15 protein-coding genes and 2 tRNA genes are annotated in these 19,755 nt (G+C 56.1%); 11 read left to right on the top strand and 6 right to left on the bottom strand.

The features are described 5' to 3' along the window. Window positions 1-444: 444 nt before the first annotated feature. From QP752_RS03050 to QP752_RS03035, 4 genes are all read left to right on the top strand, one after another. Window positions 445-993 (top strand): excalibur calcium-binding domain-containing protein, encoded by a 549-nt coding sequence (locus QP752_RS03050; RefSeq protein ID WP_284804362.1) that lies wholly within the window; start codon window positions 445-447, stop codon window positions 991-993. Window positions 994-1,098: 105 nt separating this feature from the next. Then, window positions 1,099-2,130: a LacI family DNA-binding transcriptional regulator gene (locus tag QP752_RS03045; RefSeq protein ID WP_284804360.1), complete on the top strand. Its 1,032-nt coding sequence runs from the start codon at window positions 1,099-1,101 to the stop codon at window positions 2,128-2,130. Between the two features lie 179 nt (window positions 2,131-2,309). Further along, the gene (locus QP752_RS03040) at window positions 2,310-3,578 is read left to right on the top strand and encodes an oligosaccharide MFS transporter (protein WP_070362134.1); all 1,269 of its coding nucleotides are present in this window, start codon (window positions 2,310-2,312) and stop codon (window positions 3,576-3,578) included. A gap of 28 nt (window positions 3,579-3,606) precedes the next feature. Then, window positions 3,607-5,034 (top strand): glycoside hydrolase family 32 protein, encoded by a 1,428-nt coding sequence (locus QP752_RS03035; protein WP_284804357.1) that lies wholly within the window; start codon window positions 3,607-3,609, stop codon window positions 5,032-5,034. A gap of 70 nt (window positions 5,035-5,104) precedes the next feature. Here the strand turns inward: QP752_RS03035 and QP752_RS03030 are convergent, their stop codons facing one another. Next, complete coding sequence (locus QP752_RS03030; protein ID WP_284804356.1) at window positions 5,105-6,478, bottom strand: NAD-dependent succinate-semialdehyde dehydrogenase; 1,374 nt, start codon at window positions 6,476-6,478, stop codon at window positions 5,105-5,107. A gap of 135 nt (window positions 6,479-6,613) precedes the next feature. On the opposite strand from QP752_RS03030, the gene QP752_RS03025 reads away from it, so the two are divergent. From QP752_RS03025 to QP752_RS03015, 3 genes are all read left to right on the top strand, one after another. Then, window positions 6,614-6,686 (top strand) — tRNA-Asn (locus QP752_RS03025). Between the two features lie 87 nt (window positions 6,687-6,773). After that, window positions 6,774-7,529: an excalibur calcium-binding domain-containing protein gene (locus tag QP752_RS03020; protein ID WP_284804354.1), complete on the top strand. Its 756-nt coding sequence runs from the start codon at window positions 6,774-6,776 to the stop codon at window positions 7,527-7,529. A gap of 67 nt (window positions 7,530-7,596) precedes the next feature. Continuing rightward, window positions 7,597-7,953, top strand: a complete 357-nt coding sequence (locus QP752_RS03015; RefSeq protein WP_284804352.1) for a DUF3037 domain-containing protein — start codon at window positions 7,597-7,599, stop codon at window positions 7,951-7,953. Between the two features lie 612 nt (window positions 7,954-8,565). Here QP752_RS03015 and QP752_RS03010 read toward each other — a convergent pair. The 4 genes from QP752_RS03010 to QP752_RS02995 all read right to left on the bottom strand — a co-directional run bounded on the left by QP752_RS03010 (window position 8,566) and on the right by QP752_RS02995 (window position 9,643). Further along, window positions 8,566-8,772 (bottom strand): hypothetical protein, encoded by a 207-nt coding sequence (locus QP752_RS03010; protein WP_284804350.1) that lies wholly within the window; start codon window positions 8,770-8,772, stop codon window positions 8,566-8,568. A 106-nt stretch (window positions 8,773-8,878) separates the two neighbouring features. Then, window positions 8,879-9,013 carry a hypothetical protein gene (locus QP752_RS03005; RefSeq protein WP_284804348.1) on the bottom strand — a complete coding sequence of 45 codons (135 nt, stop codon included), beginning with the start codon at window positions 9,011-9,013 and terminating at the stop codon, window positions 8,879-8,881. 31 nt (window positions 9,014-9,044) lie between these two features. After that, window positions 9,045-9,338 (bottom strand): addiction module antidote protein, encoded by a 294-nt coding sequence (locus tag QP752_RS03000; protein WP_070362126.1) that lies wholly within the window; start codon window positions 9,336-9,338, stop codon window positions 9,045-9,047. After that, window positions 9,335-9,643 carry a type II toxin-antitoxin system RelE/ParE family toxin gene (locus QP752_RS02995; protein WP_284804346.1) on the bottom strand — a complete coding sequence of 103 codons (309 nt, stop codon included), beginning with the start codon at window positions 9,641-9,643 and terminating at the stop codon, window positions 9,335-9,337. Before QP752_RS02995 ends, QP752_RS03000 begins: the two co-directional genes overlap by 4 nt. 237 nt (window positions 9,644-9,880) lie before the next feature. On the opposite strand from QP752_RS02995, the gene QP752_RS02990 reads away from it, so the two are divergent. After that, on the top strand, window positions 9,881-12,184 hold the full coding sequence (locus tag QP752_RS02990) for a DEAD/DEAH box helicase (protein WP_284804344.1): 2,304 nt from the start codon (window positions 9,881-9,883) through the stop codon (window positions 12,182-12,184). Window positions 12,185-12,229: 45 nt separating this feature from the next. On the opposite strand, the gene QP752_RS02985 is transcribed toward QP752_RS02990, so the two are convergent. Beyond that, window positions 12,230-12,303, bottom strand: a tRNA-Ile gene (locus tag QP752_RS02985). A 147-nt stretch (window positions 12,304-12,450) separates the two neighbouring features. Between QP752_RS02985 and wecB the strand changes: the two genes are divergently transcribed. The 3 genes from wecB (at window position 12,451) to QP752_RS02970 (ending at window position 19,307) form a co-directional block, all read left to right on the top strand. Continuing rightward, window positions 12,451-13,608 (top strand): non-hydrolyzing UDP-N-acetylglucosamine 2-epimerase, encoded by a 1,158-nt coding sequence (gene wecB, locus QP752_RS02980; protein WP_256001313.1) that lies wholly within the window; start codon window positions 12,451-12,453, stop codon window positions 13,606-13,608. Between the two features lie 74 nt (window positions 13,609-13,682). Continuing rightward, complete coding sequence (gene wecC, locus QP752_RS02975) at window positions 13,683-14,960, top strand: UDP-N-acetyl-D-mannosamine dehydrogenase (RefSeq protein WP_284804342.1); 1,278 nt, start codon at window positions 13,683-13,685, stop codon at window positions 14,958-14,960. A 945-nt stretch (window positions 14,961-15,905) separates the two neighbouring features. Continuing rightward, entirely contained in the window at window positions 15,906-19,307 is a 3,402-nt protein-coding gene (locus QP752_RS02970) for a CDP-glycerol glycerophosphotransferase family protein (protein WP_256001315.1), read from the top strand. Window positions 19,308-19,755: the final 448 nt, after the last annotated feature.

Raw genomic sequence — 19,755 nt, 5'->3', positions numbered from 1 at the left:
ATCTCACCTATCGGGGTAAGAAGTCCTCCCCTGGAGGACTTATCGCCAGCGTTGCCTTGATTATAACCAATAATGTCCACCGATTCAAGAGTTTTATGAGATGTTTCATACACAAACCGCTTCACTTTCTCCATCTGCCTGAAATCACTCCCCGAGCTCCAGGTTGTTCGCACACCCCATCACTGACAGGGATGGCTCAACCTCGTGCGGTGGACCAGAGCTTGGTGAAAACGAAGAACGACTAAAACGAGGTGAAGCCGCCATCGACTGGCTCAGGGGAAAGCTTGCAAGACAGCGAATTAGCGAAAAGACATGTAAAGAGTTTTTACAAAAGCCCACAGGCTTCATGCCTCCACGGCGACGAGTGAGGGATTAGGGATTGCCAACCACTCTCTTACAACATGTCATTTCAGGCTTTTCCAATATTCATGACATGATTTACACATGAGAAAAACAACTATCGCAGCAGCCCTCGCCTGCTCGCTCACGCTCGGCGTCGCAGCACCAGCACACGCCACTCCTGAAAGCCCTGCCCCGGCAACCACCACGACCTCCAAGCCGGAGACCCCTTCAGAGGGGCTTTCCGACGGCGCCATCGCCGCCATCGCAGTCACAAGCATCCTCGCGGTTCTGGGCATCGGCGCTGGTGCTACGTTCTGGGCGGTCCAGCAGCGCATCATTCCGAATCCACTGCCAGGCATTATCCCTGGACCACCGGCAAAGAAGCCTGCCCCGAAGCCAGCTCCCGCTCCAAAACCAGCACCAAAACCCGCGCCGGCACCGAAGCCTGCCCCAAAGCCTGCCCCGGCTCCGGCTCCAGCTCCGGCCCCGAAGCAGGCACCCGCGCCTTCGCGCAGCGGCAAACTGCCTGCTAATGGCTCCTACAAGTCCTGCGCAGAAGCTCGCCGAGCCGGAGTCACTCCGATTTATAGCCACGAGCCTGGCTACCGCTCGAAGCTCGACCGTGACGGTGACGGTGTCGCCTGCGAGTAGTCGCGCCGACAGCAGACGCAATTCTGTTCACAAAATCCCGACTATTCCTACGAAGACACCTACCACCCCCATCAAGCCCACCCCACCCCGGCTATACTGCTTCAAATGTCCAGAAGTTCGCATCGTGTCACGCTCGCGGATATCGCGAAGCATCTCGGCGTCTCCACGGCCACGGTGAGCCTCGCGCTCAATGGCAAGCCCGGCTCACGCATCCCAGAGGAGACGGCGTGGAAGGTCCGGGAGGCCGCGCGCGAACTGGGCTACCGCCCGAATACGCTGGCGCGGGCACTGAAGACTGGACGCACGCACACGATTGGTTTCCTCTCCGACGAGGTCACAACTACCCGTTTCGCTTCCCCGATGATCACGGGCATCGTGGACGAGGCTGAGCAGCTGCGCCACGCGGTGATGATGGCGGAGACCGGCCACCGTTCGGATCGGTTTGCTCCGGCGTTGCATACGTTGGAGTCGCGGAACGTGGATGGCGTTGTGGTCGGGTTGATGGCGTCGCGTGAACTTGGACTGCCAAAGACGAACTTGCCGCTCGTGATCTGCAACGGTCAGGCGGGCGATCTTCCTGCGATCTTGCCGGATGACTTTGCTGCGGGCAGGGACGCGATTGACTATTTGGTGGCGCGGGGGCACCGTTCGATTGCGTTGATCGGCAGGTTCCCAGAGGCCGCGACGCCTTCGTTCAGCATCAGCGAGCGCATGCGCGGTATCGACGCCGCCTTGGCCCATCACGGGATCCGTCTGCACGCGGAGGGCTACGCGTCGGTGTGGGAGCCGGCGTCGGGGTATGCGCGGATGTCGGAAATTCTTGACGACGATCCAGCAAACTACCCCACCGCGGTCCTCGCTGCGAATGATCGTTTGGCGTTGGGGGTGTATCAGGCGATGCAGGACGTGGGGGTGGATGTGGCGTCGACAATTTCGGTGTTGTCCTTTGATGATGAGGATTTGGCGGCGTTGGTGCGGCCGGGGTTGACGACGTTCCGGCTGCCGTATCAGGAGATGGGTGCGCGGGCGGCGCGCATGCTGGTTGGCTTTCTGTCCGGCGAACAGCCCGGTACCGAGAATCCCACATTGCTCCCCCTGAAAGTGGTTGAGCGTGGGAGCGTTTCCCAAGCTCGCTAAATCGTTTTAGCAACTTCTCTACCTTTCGTACACCCCCGGGATACTATGCGCTTAAAGGTTTAAGCAGGGTCGCTGCAAGGACCAAGAACGAGAAGCGCAGCACGCGCACCTGCACATATCCCTGCGAAGCCATTGTCGTGCCCGGCTACCCCCGGGCCTCACAGAAAGGACATTCGGCGATGGAGATGCTTCGATCGCAGTTTTCAAACCCCGCGTACCGCTTCGGTTCCGCCACAATCTTCCTATTCTTCGCAGCGTGGGGAATCTGGTGGTCCTTCTACCAGATCTGGCTCACGTCTGAGGCTGGCGGTCTGCAGCTCAACGGCGCGCAGGTAGGTACCGTGTACGCCATCCAGGGCGCGATCACGATGGCGCTGATGCTGGTGTACGGCGTGCTTCAGGACAAGCTGGACCTGAAGCGCCCGCTGACCATTTTCATCGGCGCGAGCGCAACCCTCATCGGGCCGTTCACGCAGTTCATTTACCACCCGTTGCTGCGCGACCACTTCATCGTCGGCGCAATCCTGGGCAGCGTGGTGCTCTCGGCCGGGTTCGTGGCTGGCGCCGGGCTGATGGAGGCGTTCGTGGAGAGGATGGCAAACCGCACCGGCTTTGAGTACGGCCAGGCCCGCATGTGGGGTTCGTTTGCCTACGCAATTGTCGCGTTGCTCGCGGGTATCTTCTTCACCATCAACCCGATGCTGAACTTCTGGATCGGTTCCGCGCTCGGCGCGCTGCTGCTGTGCACCCAGCTGTTCTGGCACCCGAAGGGCACGGCGCAGGAGGCCTCGATTGAGGAGGTCACGGCGAAGACCCCGCCGGTCTCTGAGATGCTCGGCCTGCTCAAGGACAGCCACGTGTGGAAGGTCATCGTGATTGTGTTGCTGTCCTGGACGTTCTACACCGTGTTTGACCAGCAGATGTTCCCGGACTTCTACACATCCCTGTTTAGTTCGCCGGAGGTCGGCCAGCGTGCGTACGGCACGTTGAACTCGGTGCAGGTCTTCCTTGAGGCAATCATGATGGGCCTCATCCCGCTGTTGATGCGCAAGGTGGGCGCCCGCAATACGTTGCTGCTGGGTATCGGCGTGATGTTTGTCCGTATCTTCCTGTGCGCGGCGTTCGGAGGCCCGGTGTTGATCAGTATTGCGAAGATGCTGCACGCGTTTGAGGTTCCGCTGTGTATCCTGGCTATCTTCAAGTACTTCGCTATCCACTTCAACAAGGCACTCTCCGCAACGCTCTACCTGGTGGCATTCCAGCTTTCTTCGCAGCTCGGCAACGTGATCCTGTCGACCCCGCTGGGCTCGCTCCGTGACCAGATTGGTTACCAGTCAACGTTCTTCGTCATCTCGGGCGTTGTCTTCGTCGCAGGTGTGATCGCGGTCTTCGCACTCAAGCGCGACGACGAAGCCGTGGTCAACCCCGAAGAAATCCCAACCCGCTAGCCCGCAACGTTTTTAGAAAGGTTTCATCATGCACCCCCTCCGCCACACCAACGACCGCTGGTACCCCTCGTTCCACGTCGCAGCCCCTGGCGGCTGGATCAACGACCCGAATGGCCTCTGCTTTTTCGACGGCCGGTTCCACGCTTTCTTCCAACATCACCCGTACAGCCCGGCGTGGGGCCCGATGCACTGGGGCCACGCCTCCTCTGCGGACCTGCTCGAGTGGCGCGAAGAGCCTATCGCGCTAGCACCAGGTGAGCCTGGTTCCGACGACGCCGACGGCATCTGGTCCGGTTCCGCCGTAGTCCACGACGGCACGCTGTATGCGTTCTATACGGGCAACCGCTGGGTCAACGGCGTCGATGATAAGGACGGCAAGTTCCAGACCCAGATGCTGGCCACCTCTACCGATGGCGTCCATTTTGAGAAGCACGGCGCCGTGGTCCCGCCCGTCAAGGCGGACGCGCGCGACCCGAAGGTGTTCTCCCACAATGGTCGCTGGTACATGACCATCGGTGCAGAAGTCGACGGTCGCGGCCACGTGCTGCTGTACACTTCCGAGGACCTTTACAACTGGTCCGAGGCCGGCTCCCTCTTCATCGACCCAGACCCGAACGTCTTCATGGTCGAGTGCCCCGATTTCTTCTTCCTCGACGGCAAGTGGGTGCTCATCTACGGCCCGATGGTGCGCCAGCCAATCCGCTCGGGGTATGCGCTGCGCAACGGCCACAATGTCGGCTACGTCGTGGGCTCGTCGGAACCCGGCGCGCAGTTCGTGCCGGAAACCGACTTCCGGCTTCTCGACTGGGGCCGCCACTTCTACGCCACCCAGTCCTTCGCGGCCCCCAACAACCGCCGCCTGGCGTTCGGCTGGATGGGCGAGTTCGCTCACCCGCTCGCCTCACGCGAGGACGGCTGGTCCGGCCAGCTCAGCCTCCCCCGGGAGCTCTCGCTTAGCGATGCCCTCACGCTCCACTGCGCGCCCGCCCCGGAGCTCGCCGAACTCTTCGGCCCCGCCGAGACGCACGACGCCACCCTCCAAGCAGGCGAAACAACCACCCTTCCCCCGCTCGAGGAGGCATGGCTGCGCGTCACCCTCGACCTGGAGCAGCCCGTCCCGCTGCAGACAAACACCTGCGAGCAGGTAGTCCTCCACCTCATTCGTGACGACGCCCCCTCGGCCCACATCGTGTTCGACACCCTCGCCGAGCGCATCCACCTGGTATTCGCGCGAGGCAACGGTGCCGGCAGCGGCTACCGATCCATGCCGTGGGTCCCCGGCGACGGCCTGGACATCTACCTGGACCGCGGCTCCATCGAGCTGTTCACCGCGGATGCTACAGAGACGCTCTCCTCCCTTGACTTCCTCGGTGAGGGGCCACGCACCGTGGAGATCGAGTCCGTGGCTGGCCCCGTCGGCGTCAACCTGGAAGTGCGCCCGCTGAAGCGAGGTTAGCCCCGCCTGCAGCAGACGCAATTCTGTTCACAAAATCCCGACTATTCCCGCGAGACCCCGTCCCCCAGCGCTACTTCGCCACGAAGTAGCGCTGCTTGTTCACAAACTCGTCCATCCCGAGCGGGCCGAGCTCACGGCCGAAGCCGGAATTCTTCACACCACCGAACGGCAGCCCCGCACCGCGGGCCTGTGGAATGTTGACGTGGATCATGCCGGTGACAACCTGGTTGGCGACCTTCTTAGCGCGCTCCTCATCGATGGAGAACACCGCGCCGCCGAGTCCGTAGCGGGAGTTGTTGGCCAGCTCCACGGCTTCCTCGTCGGAGGACACCTTGTAGATTTCCACGACGGGCCCAAAGAACTCCTCGTAGTAGGAGTCGGAGCCAACCGGGATGTCGGTGATGACAGCCGGGGTGAAGTAAGCACCTTCCCCGGTGAGTTCGCCTCCGCAGTGGAGGGTGGCGCCGGCTTCGACGGCTGCGGCGACTTGGTCGCGCAGCGTCTCGGCTGCTTCACGGGAGGACAGCGGGTAGTAGCAGCCGCGCTCTGGGGAGAACGGGTCACCCTGGCGAAGCTCGGACACGGCGTCCACCATCTTGGAAACGAACTCGTCGTAAATGTCGTCCATCACGATGATGCGCTTGTTGGAGGTGCACGCCTGGCCGACGTTGCTCATGCGCTTCTTCATGGCGGTGCGCACTTCGCGATCAATATCGTCGGTATCCAGGACGATGTATGCGTCGGTACCGCCGAGCTCCAGCAGGGCCTTCTTCAGGTTGGCGCCAGCTGCCTTCGCAACGGCCTTGCCTGCCCCCTCGGAACCGGTGAGTGATACGCCTTGCACGCGTGGATCCGCGAGCAGGTCTTCGATCTGGCTGTGACTGATGCGCCGGTAGCTGAACACGCCTTCGGGCACGCCGGCGTCGTCGAAGATCTGCTGGATCGATTCGGCGGAATGCGGGCAGATGGACGCGTGCTTGAGGATGATGGTGTTGCCCGCCATCAGCGTCGGCGCCGCAAAGCGTGCGACTTGGTAGTACGGGAAGTTCCACGGCATCACGCCGACGATCACGCCAAGTGGCACTTTGCGGATCACGATGTCCCCACCGTCGTGCGGCAGCGGTTCGTCCGCGCCGAATTCGGCGCCGTGGTCTGCGTAGTAGTTGCAAATTTCCACGCATTCGCTGACTTCCCCGTCGCCTTGGTCAATGGCTTTACCCATCTCTTCAGCGATGATTTTCACGAGGGTGTCGCGGCGCTCTTCGAAAAGCTGAGCAACTTTGCGCAGGTATGCGGCGCGTTCCTCGTAGCTGAGGGCACTCCATGTCTTGTACGCAGCGTCGGCGCGCTGGAGGGTGTCCTGCAGCTCCTGGTCGGTGGTCTGCTCAAACGTTGCGACGATCTCATTCGTCGCCGGATTTTGTACTCGATATGTCGTAGCCATGGCCCCACGCTACAGCCTCTTCCCGCTTTTCGACGCCCATTCACCCACCTTTACGCCAGTTCCCAGACTGGGCCAACCGCAGATTTCCATTGTTCTGTAACATACGCTAGAGTGTCTTTCGCACCTAGTGCGTATTCCTCCATAGCTCAGTTGGCAGAGCATTCGACTGTTAATCGAAGGGTCACTGGTTCGAGCCCAGTTGGAGGAGCAAAGCGAATGGCCCGAGGTTTCCGCATCCTCGGGCCTTTCGCTTATCCTGATGGTATCCCCCGTGTCTTGTATCGAGAGGTCAGCCATGCAAACCCAGTCCTCTTCAAAGAAGAAAACAACCCTCGCTTGGATCGCTTTAGCCGTTGGCGCAATCATGTTGTTCTCAGGCGGCATCGGCGGTGTCCTGTTTGCCGCGGCATTCATTGTGCCCGGCTCATGGTGGATGTGGTGCGAGGCCCAGGACAAAAAGCACTACAAAGAGTCACAAGAAGCCGCTACGAATCATGCACAACTTCGCAAGCTCCTCGATCCTGAACGTGACGCGTTGGTGCTCAGCAGCATGGGCGATGCTCCGCAATTCACCCCGGTGAACCGCAGGTGGCCTTTTGTTTGGCTTGCTGCGCTCGTTTTGTTCATCGCTGGCGGCAACCTCTCCCCTGAACTTGAATCCACTCCAGATACAGAGCCCACACCAACTAGCGCTGCACCGACAACTACTTCTGCCGCGAGTGAATCCACCTCAGCAGTAACCACCACAACACGCACGTCGACGACCAGCTCCACTCACAGCAGCTCTACCCTGAGCAGTGTTACAACCGAGGAGACCACGGCAGGCATCGCCAAATTCGCCGACATCCCAGCCGAAGAACCTGCACAAGCTCCTGCACCTGAGCCCGTAATTGAACAACCAGTACCAGCTGCGCCTGCCCCAGCACCAGCCCGTGTTTACTACGCCAACTGCTCCGAAGCACGCGCAGCTGGGGCCGCACCGATCTATGAGGGACAACCAGGCTACAGCAGGAAGCTCGATCGCGACGGCGACGGCATCGCTTGCGAATAGTTGGCCGACCCGCTGACCACCTACTATTACCTGGAAATCAGACCCAGATGCCACAAAGGAATCTGACGTGCGATTCGACTACTGGACCGTTCGGGCAGTACCCCAGCCGATGGGGATCACCACCATCGGCGTGGGTGTAATCGTGCTCGATCCACGCACGGGACAATCGCAGTTCCGGTTCAAGGATGCCCACCGAGCGCTCACCGATTCTGATAATCGAGACGCGATCAAACATGCGCTGCAAAATTTTAAGGACGAGCTAGAGCAGCTTTCCGCTCCAACCGAACCGCTCTATCTGGGGGATCGTTATTCGCTTCGGGGCTACTTAACCTTTGTCAACAGCCATTGGATGAACATTATCCGGGTCGATCAGGTTAAAGCATGGACGCAGCGAACATCGCAGAGGCAACCGAGTTGCTTTTAGCACTTTGATCAGTGGTCAAGCGCAAAGCGATACCAATCCGAGAATCTGCCAGCTGAAGCGCGATATCCGCACTGCGTACCGTTCGTTCCCGGAACTCGAAAAAGCGACAGTCCGGATGCAGATGTCTCCGTTGCCAGACGCGAGCTCGATCTCAACCTCGCCGTTGTATGGGACGAGACTGTCTTGGAATTGAATCAGGCTTTCAATTTCCAAGTAGATAATCCTGCTAAAACACGGTCCCACGTCGATGCATGGACGTTGAAGATCGACAAGCTGTGGCAAGAAAGCTGCAAACTAACGCACCAAGATTCCCTGATTGACATCAACAAAGACCGCCTCTCGATTACTGCGGTTGCTCTAGAGCCGACCACGTCTGCCCAGCGAAAGAACTATGCACTGTTCAGGGACTTTTGCCATGACCTCAACGTGACGCTCATCAGTAGCAGCCGCGTGGGAGAGCATGCTGAGAGCCTTAACCGTCGACTCAGTGCCTAACTGGGGACTCTGTGGGATGTAGAGAACTTCAATCGCGAAGCCTAGTCACCAATTCGTTCATGAGTATGGCTTCCATTTCCAGTTATATGAGCGAAGGCCACTTGTCCCCGGCGCACCTTACCCCTCCTGCAACAGCGCTTTCACGCGGCAAAACTCATCGTAAATAGCGCGCTCCTGCAACGTGAAGGAACCCGAGTCTGCAAGAAATCGTAGCCACCCCGGAGTGAGCCGGCGCTCTCCCAACTCCTCCCCGAGCCGAGTCATCAGAGTGCGCTTCCGCTCTACAAGCTCAGCATCATTCGTGCGACGTAGCTCCAGTTGCATCTTGAACGCCTCCCTCCGCGCCGCAAATCAGCATACCGTCGCCCAACTCGCCCGCCCCAGTTACGCTGACCTCATCGATCCACCTGAACAACCGGAGCCGACCATTTCAAACGCAAATAACCTCAAGGCCCGCGTACAGCTCCTGGAGCGTGCGCTCGCGAAGCCCCTTAGCACCGATGATTTCGAAGCATTCCTCACCGAATGTCGATTTGAAGCGTCCTGCGTGTGCATGTATAGCCACCAATCCATGGTGATGCGTTTCCAGCAGGTATCTAGGCATTTTGTGTAGCGAGAGTTATTTTGAGCCCTAGGGCTTTCATGATTTTCGTGATAGCTGCAAAGGACGGGTTACCGTCTTTTGACAGTGACTTGTAAAGGGATTCACGGTTGAGTTGAGTTTCTTTAGCGAGCTGGCTCATGCCGTGTGCCCTGGCAATGTCACGCAACACCACCTGTACGGTTTTCGTATCACCGTCTTCGAGGGCGATAGCCAGGTAATCGTTCACCGCTTCTTGGCTATCGAGATATTTGCTTGCATCGAACGCTGAAAACGTTACTTCCTTCACGACTGTTCCTTCCTTACCTGTTGTGCGAGCTGTTGAGCGGTTCGAATATCTTTAGCCTGGCTGGATTTATCTCCTCCGGCCAGCAGGAAAACCGTTACTGCACCTAGTTGGGTGTAGTACACCCGGTAGCCGGGCCCGAAATGAAATCTCATCTCGCTCACTTTCTCGCCAACGGGTTTGATGTCTCCAATCATTGTTCCGTGCGCTTCGCATCGAGCTATCGCGTACAAAATGCGCCGCTGAGCCTGTTTGTCTTTCAGCTCACCTAACCAAGCGTCAAACAAGCTACTGGAAATAATCTGCACACACCCAAGTGTAGCCTACAAGCTACAAAGGTCAAGGGGAGAAACCCCTCTCATGGCTGACTCCTCTTTCGGTTTGAGGGCTGGTTTGGAGGGTGAGTGGGAGTTTAAGCGAGCTATCACCGACATCAACCGCGAGATGCGGGTACTTGGGCCGACTCGCTCATGGTCAATAGCGCCCAACTCGCCCCACCCCAGATACACTGACCCCCTCGATCCCCCGAAAACCGGAGTCCGCCCATGCCAAACGCAGACGACCTCGAGGCTCGCGTGCAGCTCCTGGAGCGTGCGCTCGCGAAGCTCCTTGGCACCGATGTTTTCGAGGCATTCCTGACCGAAACCGAGACCAAGCAGATCCCGTCCCCACCGTCCACACCCGCCACGCCACCGCAAGCATCACATGCACCAGCGCCCGAAGAACTCACCAAAGTCACCAACGCTTCTTCCCCCGACGCAAAGCTGCGACTGTTCGCCGACTACTTCCGCGGCCGCAAGGACGTGTACGCGGTCGCATGGCATAACGGCGAGAAGAAGGGCTGGTCACCCGCATCTTATGGCCGCTACGACCGCAACAATCCAAACCTGAAGCCGTTCACTCCGCAGGTCCTCGAGCAGCATCTGCGCCGCGACAACAACTTTCACGTTGGGCTCTACCCGCTATGCAAGGGCGACACCTGCTTCCTCCTCGCCTGCGATTTCGATGACACCGACTTCCGCACCGCCGCCCGCCTGTATGCCGAGACCTGTCGCGAGTACGGCCTCGACCCGCTTATCGAACTCTCCCGTTCCGGCACGGGTGCTCACGTGTGGCTCTTCTTCAGCGAGCCCGTCCCGGCTGCCCTCGCACGCGCCGTAGGTACTGGCCTGCTCGCTAAGGCCAGCCCGAAGCAGTTCTTCACCAGCTTCGACCGCTTCTTTCCCGCCCAAGACACGCTGCCCGGCAAACGCCGCGGCTTCGGCAACCTCATTGCGCTCCCACTCGCGGGCCAACATCGCGCCCACCAGCGCACCATCTTTGTCGACGCCTCCTTCGAGCCCACCGAGGATCAATTCGCCACGCTCGCCTCCACTACCAAAGCGTCTAAGTCCCAGCTCAAAAAGATTGCCGCTTGCCTGCAACCAGACCCGGAGACCCAACTTCCCCAACCGCCAACCAAGGCAGAGCTCAAAGCGCTCAAACAAACCGGTAAAGTACTCGTCACCCACGATTCCCGAGTACACATCTCGCTCGAAAGCGTCGACGGCACCACAGCCACCGCACTTCGCCACCTCGGCGCAATCCCAAACCCACAGTTCTACATCCGCCAGGCCCAGCGCCTCTCCACCTTCCAAACGCCTCGCCTCATCATCCGCTTCGACGAGCACGACAACACCCTCACCCTAGATCGCGGCGTGCTCGATCAAGCCATCGCTATCCTTAAAACCGCCGGTTACACCGTGACCCGCCGTGGCAAAACACCAAAGCCACGCACAATGCAGGTCACATTTACCGGCGAACTGTACCCTAAGCAGCGTAAAACTGTAGCAACCATGCGTAAACACCCTACTGGTGTACTCGTCGCGCCACCGGGTGCGGGCAAAACCGTGATGGCCTGCGCGCTGATCGCACACCGCCAAGTACCGACCGCAATCATCGTTCCCAATGTAGAACTCGCCACACAGTGGAGCGAAGCACTCACAAAGTTTCTCGACGGCCCCACCATCGGCCAGTACGGTGGCAACTCCAAGAAACTCAGCGGAGACATCGACATCGTCACCGCCCAGTCCATCAGCCGAGCCGACTCACGCACCGACTTCCTCTCGGACTACGGCTACATCATCATCGACGAATGCCACCGCGTCGGCGCCGCCGGCCTCACCCGCGTCCTCGCAGACCTCAACGTCCGCTTCATCAACGGTCTTACCGCCACCCCGTACCGCTCTGACGGACTCGACGCCCTCCTACCCTTGATCTGTGGTCCTATCCGCCACACGATGGAGCTCGAGCACGCCGGCCCCAAGCATTACGTTGTACAGACCACGGAGTTCACCTACGACGAACCCCACCTCTACTGGCCCGACCTCGACAATGCCCTCGCCGCCGATAGCGCCCGCAACGCGCTCATCGCCGAGACCATCGCCCGCGCCACCGCCGATGGAAGCAACGTCCTTGTGTTGGTCAAGCGCCGCGAGCACATCAGCGCCCTCGAAACCCTGCTTACGCGCGATCACCCCGACCTCCCCGTGCCGGTATTTACGCTCCACGGCGCACAGTCTTCCGAGGACCGCAAAGCCACCCGAAAAGCCCTCGACAGCACACCACAGTTCATCCTTATCGCCATGTCTCAGATCGCAGGCGAAGGAGTGGACCTTCCTACTCTCGACGTCCTCGTCCTCGCAGCCCCAGTCGCGTTCAAAGGAAACGTCATCCAACAGATCGGCCGCGTTACCCGCGGTGCGGAAAGCGCTGCCACGGTCTTTGACTTCCACGACCATCACGTCGCTGCGCTCACCGCCGCATTCCGCAAACGCAGCTCAGTCATCCGCAAGCAGGGGTTTGTGTAATTCGACGCGCCAACTTCTCGACGCGTCCCGGCTCTTAAACTCTTGTGGGGCCAGCGGGGCTCGAACCCGCGACCAGCGGATTATGAGTCCGCGGCTCTAACCGACTGAGCTATAGCCCCTTCTTTGAACAGGGCTGAATTGCACCAGTTCCGGAAACACATTACAACATGCCCAAAGCAATTTGAAACGGCCCCTACAGTTGCTACCATCAAACAGTTAAGGTATCAGCAAATTCAGCAGTTTCTAGAGCCAGATAAGGAATCCAGATGACCCCTGCAAAGATCATGGTTGTCTACGGTACACGCCCGGAGGCCATCAAGCTTGCACCGGTCATCAAGGAACTGCGCTCTCGTGATGAGTTTGAGTCACTGGTCGTCTCCACTGGGCAGCACCGCGAAATGCTCGCCCAAGTGACAGAGCTTTTCGGTTTTCAGCCGGACATCGATCTCGGCCTCATGCACAGAAAACAACCGCTGAACCGGATTATGTCGCGAGCACTCAAGCGCCTCGATAAGGTTTTGAAAGAATTTAAACCTGACGCACTTATCGTTCAGGGAGACACTTCAACCGCAGCATCAGCCGCAATCGCTGGTTTTAACCGCGAAGCCAAGATCGTTCACATCGAAGCAGGTCTCCGCTCATTCGACTTGGGCTCTCCATTCCCGGAGGAGGCGAATCGCAAGATCATTTCCGCAATCGCATCACTGCATCTCACTCCGACCAACCGCGCGAAAAACAATCTCATCGCCGAGGGCATTTCTGAAGATGCAATTGTTGTCACCGGGAACACCGTTATTGACGCTTTACTTGAGACTGCAGCGAAAGAAAGCCACTTTTCTAGCACTTCTGTTGAAAATACACTTCGGAGCTTCGATCGACGAGTCATCTTCACTTCTCACAGGCGGGAAAACCTTGATTCCCTTGCAAAAATCGGAGTTGCCCTCGGTAACCTCGCAGAACGGTACAGCGACACGGTGTTCTTCGTACCCATGCATTTGAATCCTCGCATTCGGGAACGCCTCCTTCCGGGCGTTGAGCACCTCCCAAATGTGGTGGCCACCGGCCCACTCCCCTACGACGAATTCATCCACCTGATGAAGCAGTCTGACCTCATCATCACCGATTCTGGCGGAGTGCAGGAAGAGGCTCCAGCACTGGGACTTCCGGCGCTCCTAATCCGAGACACAACAGAGCGTCCAGAGGCCATTGAAGCCGGCGTAGTGAAGATGATTGGGCCAGACCCGGACACCATCATTTCGGAAGCCACAGAGCTTCTCGACAACCCCGACGCTCACGCTGCCATGAGAAACGCAGTAAACCCTTACGGTGACGGCCACGCAGCTGAGCGCACCGTGAAGGCTCTCGGCAACCTTTTCAATCTTGCAATCGATACTCAGGCACCGGCGCTTCATCCAAGGTTCTAGCCTGTTGTAGGGGTCGGCAGTCGAACGCGCTAGACTGTCAACGGCATTACCCCACAATTCCGCTGAGGAGCACCATGACCGCTGATCGACGCGACCACTTCGACATTGCTGTGATTGGTCTCGGCTATATCGGACTCCCTACAGCAGCATTCTTCGCGTCTACAGGACTACAGGTCTTCGGCTACGACATCAACGCGGACCGAGTAGCGACAATCGCGAAGGGACAAGTTCCGTTCGTTGAGCCTGGATTCGACAAGCTGCTTCAAAACGTAGTCGAGTCTGAATCTCTTACCGTAGGAACATCGCTTCAGTCAGCTGATGTGTACATCATTTCGGTCCCCACACCGCTTTCACCTAACAAGTCGGTCGACCCTTCCTATGTTTTCGAAGCAACGAAGTCAATTGCGCCACAGCTCCGGGGAGACGAACTTGTCATTCTCGAATCAACAAGCCCTCCCGGTTTATCAGAACAAGTGGCGGAGGTTCTGGTCTCTGAACGCAGCGATCTGACGTTGACACCGGGCCAAGCAAAAAGCATTTACGTTGCACACGCCCCAGAACGGGTCCTACCAGGCAAGATCATGGAAGAAATGACAACCAACGCGCGCATCGTAGGTGGCATTAATCCTGAATCGGCAACGCGGGCAAAAGCACTCTATAAGCGATTTTGCAAAAGTGATGTACTTGTAACTGATGCCCGAACTGCGGAGATGGCAAAACTTACCGAAAACGCCTTTCGGGACGTCAACATCGCATTCGCCAATGAGCTTTCTATAATCTGCGATGACTTAGATATTGATGTTTGGGAACTTATCTCTTTAGCGAATCGACACCCTCGTGTAAATATTCTGCAACCAGGACCAGGTGTGGGAGGTCACTGTATCGCAGTTGACCCATGGTTCATCGTTGATTCATCACCAGATCACGCACGACTGATAAAAACCAGCAGGCTAGTGAACGATTCAAAGTCGGCCTACGTTTTATCCAAGATTAACGACGCATTGACTGAGGTCGACCATAAATCAGAACACCCTCGTATCGGCATACTTGGGATTACGTTCAAACCAGACATTGACGACCTCCGAGAATCGCCGGCACTAAGCATTACTAGACAAATTGCCCTGAAACACCCTCAAGTCCATGTGCACGTCGTAGAGCCGAACTTGACCCAATTGCCGCGATCACTTGCTGAATTGCCGAATATTAATCTTCGCGACCTCGCGCCTACCGTGGAAAATTCAGATATTCTCGTGATTTTAGTCGACCACTACCAATTCCGGCTTAAAGCTAAAGAAATTTCTCAATCCCCCTGTACCATTGACACAAGAGGATTAATTGCGAATTACAATTAGGTTTTTACAGTTGCTCCCTATCAGAAAATCCAGACTGCTTTTCTTCTCATCCTCTCGAGCACATTCCAACGCACTTTTTGAACGCCGGATTTTTAACTGTCTTCTCACAACGGGAAGCGCGGGTGCTGCGACCGGCTATTTGGTAGCAGTTTCATGACTATCCGTGTTATACCCATAGGGCTTTTGGACACGGAGTCCGGTGGCTTCTTGGACACTGGGTCCATGGTGTTCTTGGGCACTTTTAGCAGCTTACGGTTGCAGCCCGCGTTTCGGCCGGGGTTTGGATAGTTCCGAGTTCATCCGCGGTGGTTGGCGATATTACATTCCTTCGACGAGATTGATGTTGATCTGACCACCTGGCGGCCTGTGGCTCAACGTGATCTGCAGGGGCACACTGAAGAGGAATTCACCGTCATGGGCCGTGCAGAACTCCGTAACGTTATCGACTGTGACTGTGCAGTAGAGAGCCTGTGGTTTTTAAACCTCAGACCGATGCAGAGACCGAAGCCGGATACGCGTACAACGCCATCGTTGCTCACGCAGAGCTGGTCTAAGATACTCCAATAGTTTGTTGATTGTGGCGTCGGTGCCGTTAGTGCGGGGTATCTGTGGGAGGCATGCCTTGCTGAGCTGCCATGTCATCGGTGTTGGCCTCGCGTGAAGTTGTCGCTTCCGCGGGGCCGTTTGACATTTTGGATATAGCCGCTTTCTAGACGCAAGTAATTGTTCCATATACCTGGCTAAAAACGGGCTGCTACCACTATGAAACGTGTTCGTGCCAACTATCTAAACGATTTGTTGCTGCTGCACGAATGGGATTCATCGGGCCTGTTCAAGGAACAGTTTAATTTGTCCCTCTACTAAACTAGCATCGGATAACCAGAATCCACGGAACACCACGAACAATTATTGCTTTATAGCTGTGAAAATTTGCCGGGAGTGCTAATGAAGCTTTCTAAATTCAAGCCAGCAGTACAGTATGTTCATGACCTCAGAAGATGGGCTCGACAAACGCGATATGCTCAGTCTTGGTTGAATCTGACTCCTCCGAAGGACAATCCGACACTCTCGATAGTCATCCCCTGCTATAACGCTTCCAGATGGATATTGACACTTGTTCACAGTATCCAGGCACAGGGAATTGACGACTTAGAGATATTAGTAATCGACGACAACTCCACCGATCAATCAGCCACCATCCTAAAGTACTTAGCGCTGTTGGACCGACGGATACGCGTGATCCCCGGCGAAGGGCGCGGCCCTGGGGCTGCTCGTAATCTTGGGGTTTCCCTGGCAAAGGGAAATTATTTAGCATTTGCCGATGCAGACGATTTGGTGTTGCCAGGTGCTTATAAGGCGATGCTTGCGTCAATAACTGAAACCGGAAGCGATTTTGTATTCGGGGGTTACGTGCGCCACCGAAATTCTTCAGTATCTCGACCTCAGATTGTCGAGCGCACACACCAGCGCACCATAAAGCGCGTCAATGCCCAAAGTTTCCCACAAGCATTCGAAGAGCCGGTCTTATGGAATAAAGTTTTCAAAAAATCCTTTTGGGATCGCCATATCGGGGACATGCCTACTGAACTTAATTATGAGGATCAGCTACCGGTCCTAAAAGCAATCATCAATGCAACATCATTCGATGTTCTCAAGGAAGACGTATATTCGTGGCGGCTGTCCGAAGAGGGCCAGTCACGCTCCAGCGCGAAATCCTCTTCAAAAGACTTACGGGATCGGACCGAGATCACTCAAATAATGTGGCAAGAGGCACTTCAATCCGGTGCTCCACGTGAACTCGCAGCATTCATGCTAGAGCGCTTCATCTCCCGTGACATCCCTCTTTATGCTGTTAATGCCCCACGCAAACCCCATGGCGATAGCTTTCGAGAGTCACTTCGTATCTTCGCGAATTTACTCTTTGAATGGACTCATGACTTTCCTGAAATTTGGAATAACCTGCCTTTCGCCCGTAGATCACTAATCTGGGTACTCGCTAATGGCTCGGACTCTGATTTAGATGAGGAGCTTGGTTTGCGGTTAGAAACGAACTCAGGCTACGCATTTACCTCAAGTGGAGCCCCTGCCCCGGAATGCTTACCTCGAGTAAAGGGGCTACCAGCCGAACTATTGAGAGCCAGGAAAGTAGACTTGCCCACGCGAGCAAAGATCCAGTCGCTGCAGTGGTTGGATGCCAATACCTGTCGCCTCAGAATTCGCGCATTCATGGCAGGCGTCGCGCCTGACGAGGTAAACCTCAATGTATTCATCCTGGAAGCATCGGAGGTTGACAGCGACACTCCCGATCCTAACATCACCGACGGTGTTTCTCCGGTACCTATTGAGCAGGTTATTGACACACGTAATGATGCTGAAGTACGTGATCCTTGGCATAATAGACAAGCCAACTCTTTCGAATTTACAGTTTCGCTTGACAAGCTCGATAAAGTTTCATTTGCAGTAAAATGCGACTGGTACGGATTTACCACTATCTCATATCTACGCGCGAGCACCGATCCGTCAACCAACATACCATCGCCGATCGGCCAAAATTCGCGTTGGACGGTCACACCGAAACGTGGAATCGGCGGGAAGCGGTTCGAACTCCACCGACAAACTGCAGACGAAAACTCCTTAGTGCTGGCCAACTACATGGTGTCTGCTTCACGCATAACTACATTTGCGCATCCAGCTGACGCTCCAAGTATCATTTCGAAATCCACGACGCGGATGAAGCCCTTAGGGTATCAGCGTTTACTCGGTTGGGCTAAGACGGCTCCACTGATGCACAACCATCGACCCTTGATTTTTGACGTCCTACACGTTCAAGAGGCTAATTCTGTAGAACGTTTGATCATTGAACACGATATATTTGGAAACGCAATGGTCAATTTTAAAGCGACCCGAGTCGTCATAGATGAAGCATCGCTTCACGGCTCCCGCTTAGTTATTTCCGGGAGATCGAGCTCTTCTTATCTGAAGCCCACGCTTTGGTTGAGCTCATCCAGCAGCGTGTTAAAAGCTTCAACCACCTGGCGTGGTCAACAGTTCACTGCAGAGTTTGCGCTGACCTCACTCCGCGCTAAATCATATTTTCTCCGGTGGTCTCATTTACCGAATAACCGTTTCACCAAAGCAGCCGTCGAGCCCGGACGACTGGCAGCAAACACCTTCATCGAAGGGACCGTACGTAGTGTTCTGGTAGAGCCCCGTATAAATGGTACGACTGCGTTCTTCATCCTTCCTCCTAGAGACATCGCATACAACACCTCGTGGGAGATTTATCGGGGCATCCCTAAACAGTCTCAGCCGCTATTGAGGGGTATTTTTTTCGAATCCTTTAGCGGGAAGAACGCTGCTGACAACCCTGGAGCAATATGTGAATATCTCATTCATCAGATAGGACAAATACCACTTTGGGTATCAGTAAGGGACGAACAAACAAAAGTGCCTGATGGTGCAATACCAGTGATAACTGGCAGCGACGACTGGTACGACAAGTTAACACGCTCGAAGATAATTATAGGTAACGATAATTTTCCTTTATGGTTTAGAAAGCGCGAGGGGCAATACTGGCTCCAAACTTGGCATGGTACTCCCATCAAGCGTCTTCTATTTGATGCACATCCTAATTTCGTTGGCCTGTCGTACCGGCGATTAATGAGAAGACAGGCAACTGATTGGGACCTGTTGTTAGCGCAAACAACGCGCGCGGGTAAACTAATCGGTGGATCCGCCCTGTATAAGGGTGAGGTAATGGTCGGAGAATATCCTCGCAATATTAAACTTGCCCGGGGTCTAAACGACGTAGAAGGGTTGAAGAGGAAGCTTGACATCCCTTTAGACAAACCGGTGATTCTTTGGGCACCTACTTGGCGTTACTCTGCCAACGGAATTCCCTTTCCTGCGGCGCTCATAGCTCGAAAAAACAAAGCTGTCGTACTAGTTCGAAGTCACCACATGTCATCAATAACTATGCAGGGTCCCGGAGTAATTAACGTCAGCGACTATCCCCACGTCGAGGAACTCATGGCGGTTTCGGATTTATTGATTTCCGACTATTCCTCAGTCCTTTTCGATTTTCAGCTCACTAAGAAGCCGGCAATCATTTATGCTCCAGATCTCAAGCGATACCGCGATGAAGAGAGAGGGTTTTATGGTGATTGGCCCTCTGACTCTACCCACCCGTACGCTGAAAACACGAAAGAGTTGCTGTCAACAATCGAATTGGTTCTAGAAAATCCCATCTCGAGAGACTCTGAATTGGCGGCGCAACGGGTCGAAAGCCAGGTAGAGAACACCCTAGAAAGAATCTTATCGTGGGTGAGAGCGCACCTTGAACAGTAGAATTGCTTGACGGAGAGAGAACGCATGCCTTCACCATTGGAGCTTGCTGAGTTTATTAGTTACCGCGATTAAGTGTTGTGCGGGGTATCCAGTAACAACCTGGTGACTATCGGGTAACGCAATGGCGGGCTTCGAGTAACTCTTTGGGAGAAGATCCCTCTGTCCGTGTGGCAAAAGGACACGCGACACAATCAGAAAAGTCCGATCGTGACTGAATACCGGGCCGTGATGGACCTTGTCGTACAAGGCTGGTCCGTCCGCCAAACCTGCTCAACTAAATATGCGCTTCGAAGCCAACGAGTAACGCTCCAACGCTTCCGTGGCACCTGGATGATCCCTGCACTCACTCATGCGCTACCGGATACTCACTATGTAAAGTGTCAGCACCTCGTGCACGTTGAGTGTCATCAGGTTGTGCACACTGGGTGTCAGGAGGTTGTGCACACTG

The organism is Corynebacterium sp. UMB10321, assembly GCF_030228725.1.
Classification (GTDB): Bacteria; Actinomycetota; Actinomycetes; order Mycobacteriales; family Mycobacteriaceae; genus Corynebacterium; species Corynebacterium pseudogenitalium.
This window is presented reverse-complemented; position numbering and strand designations above follow the sequence as displayed.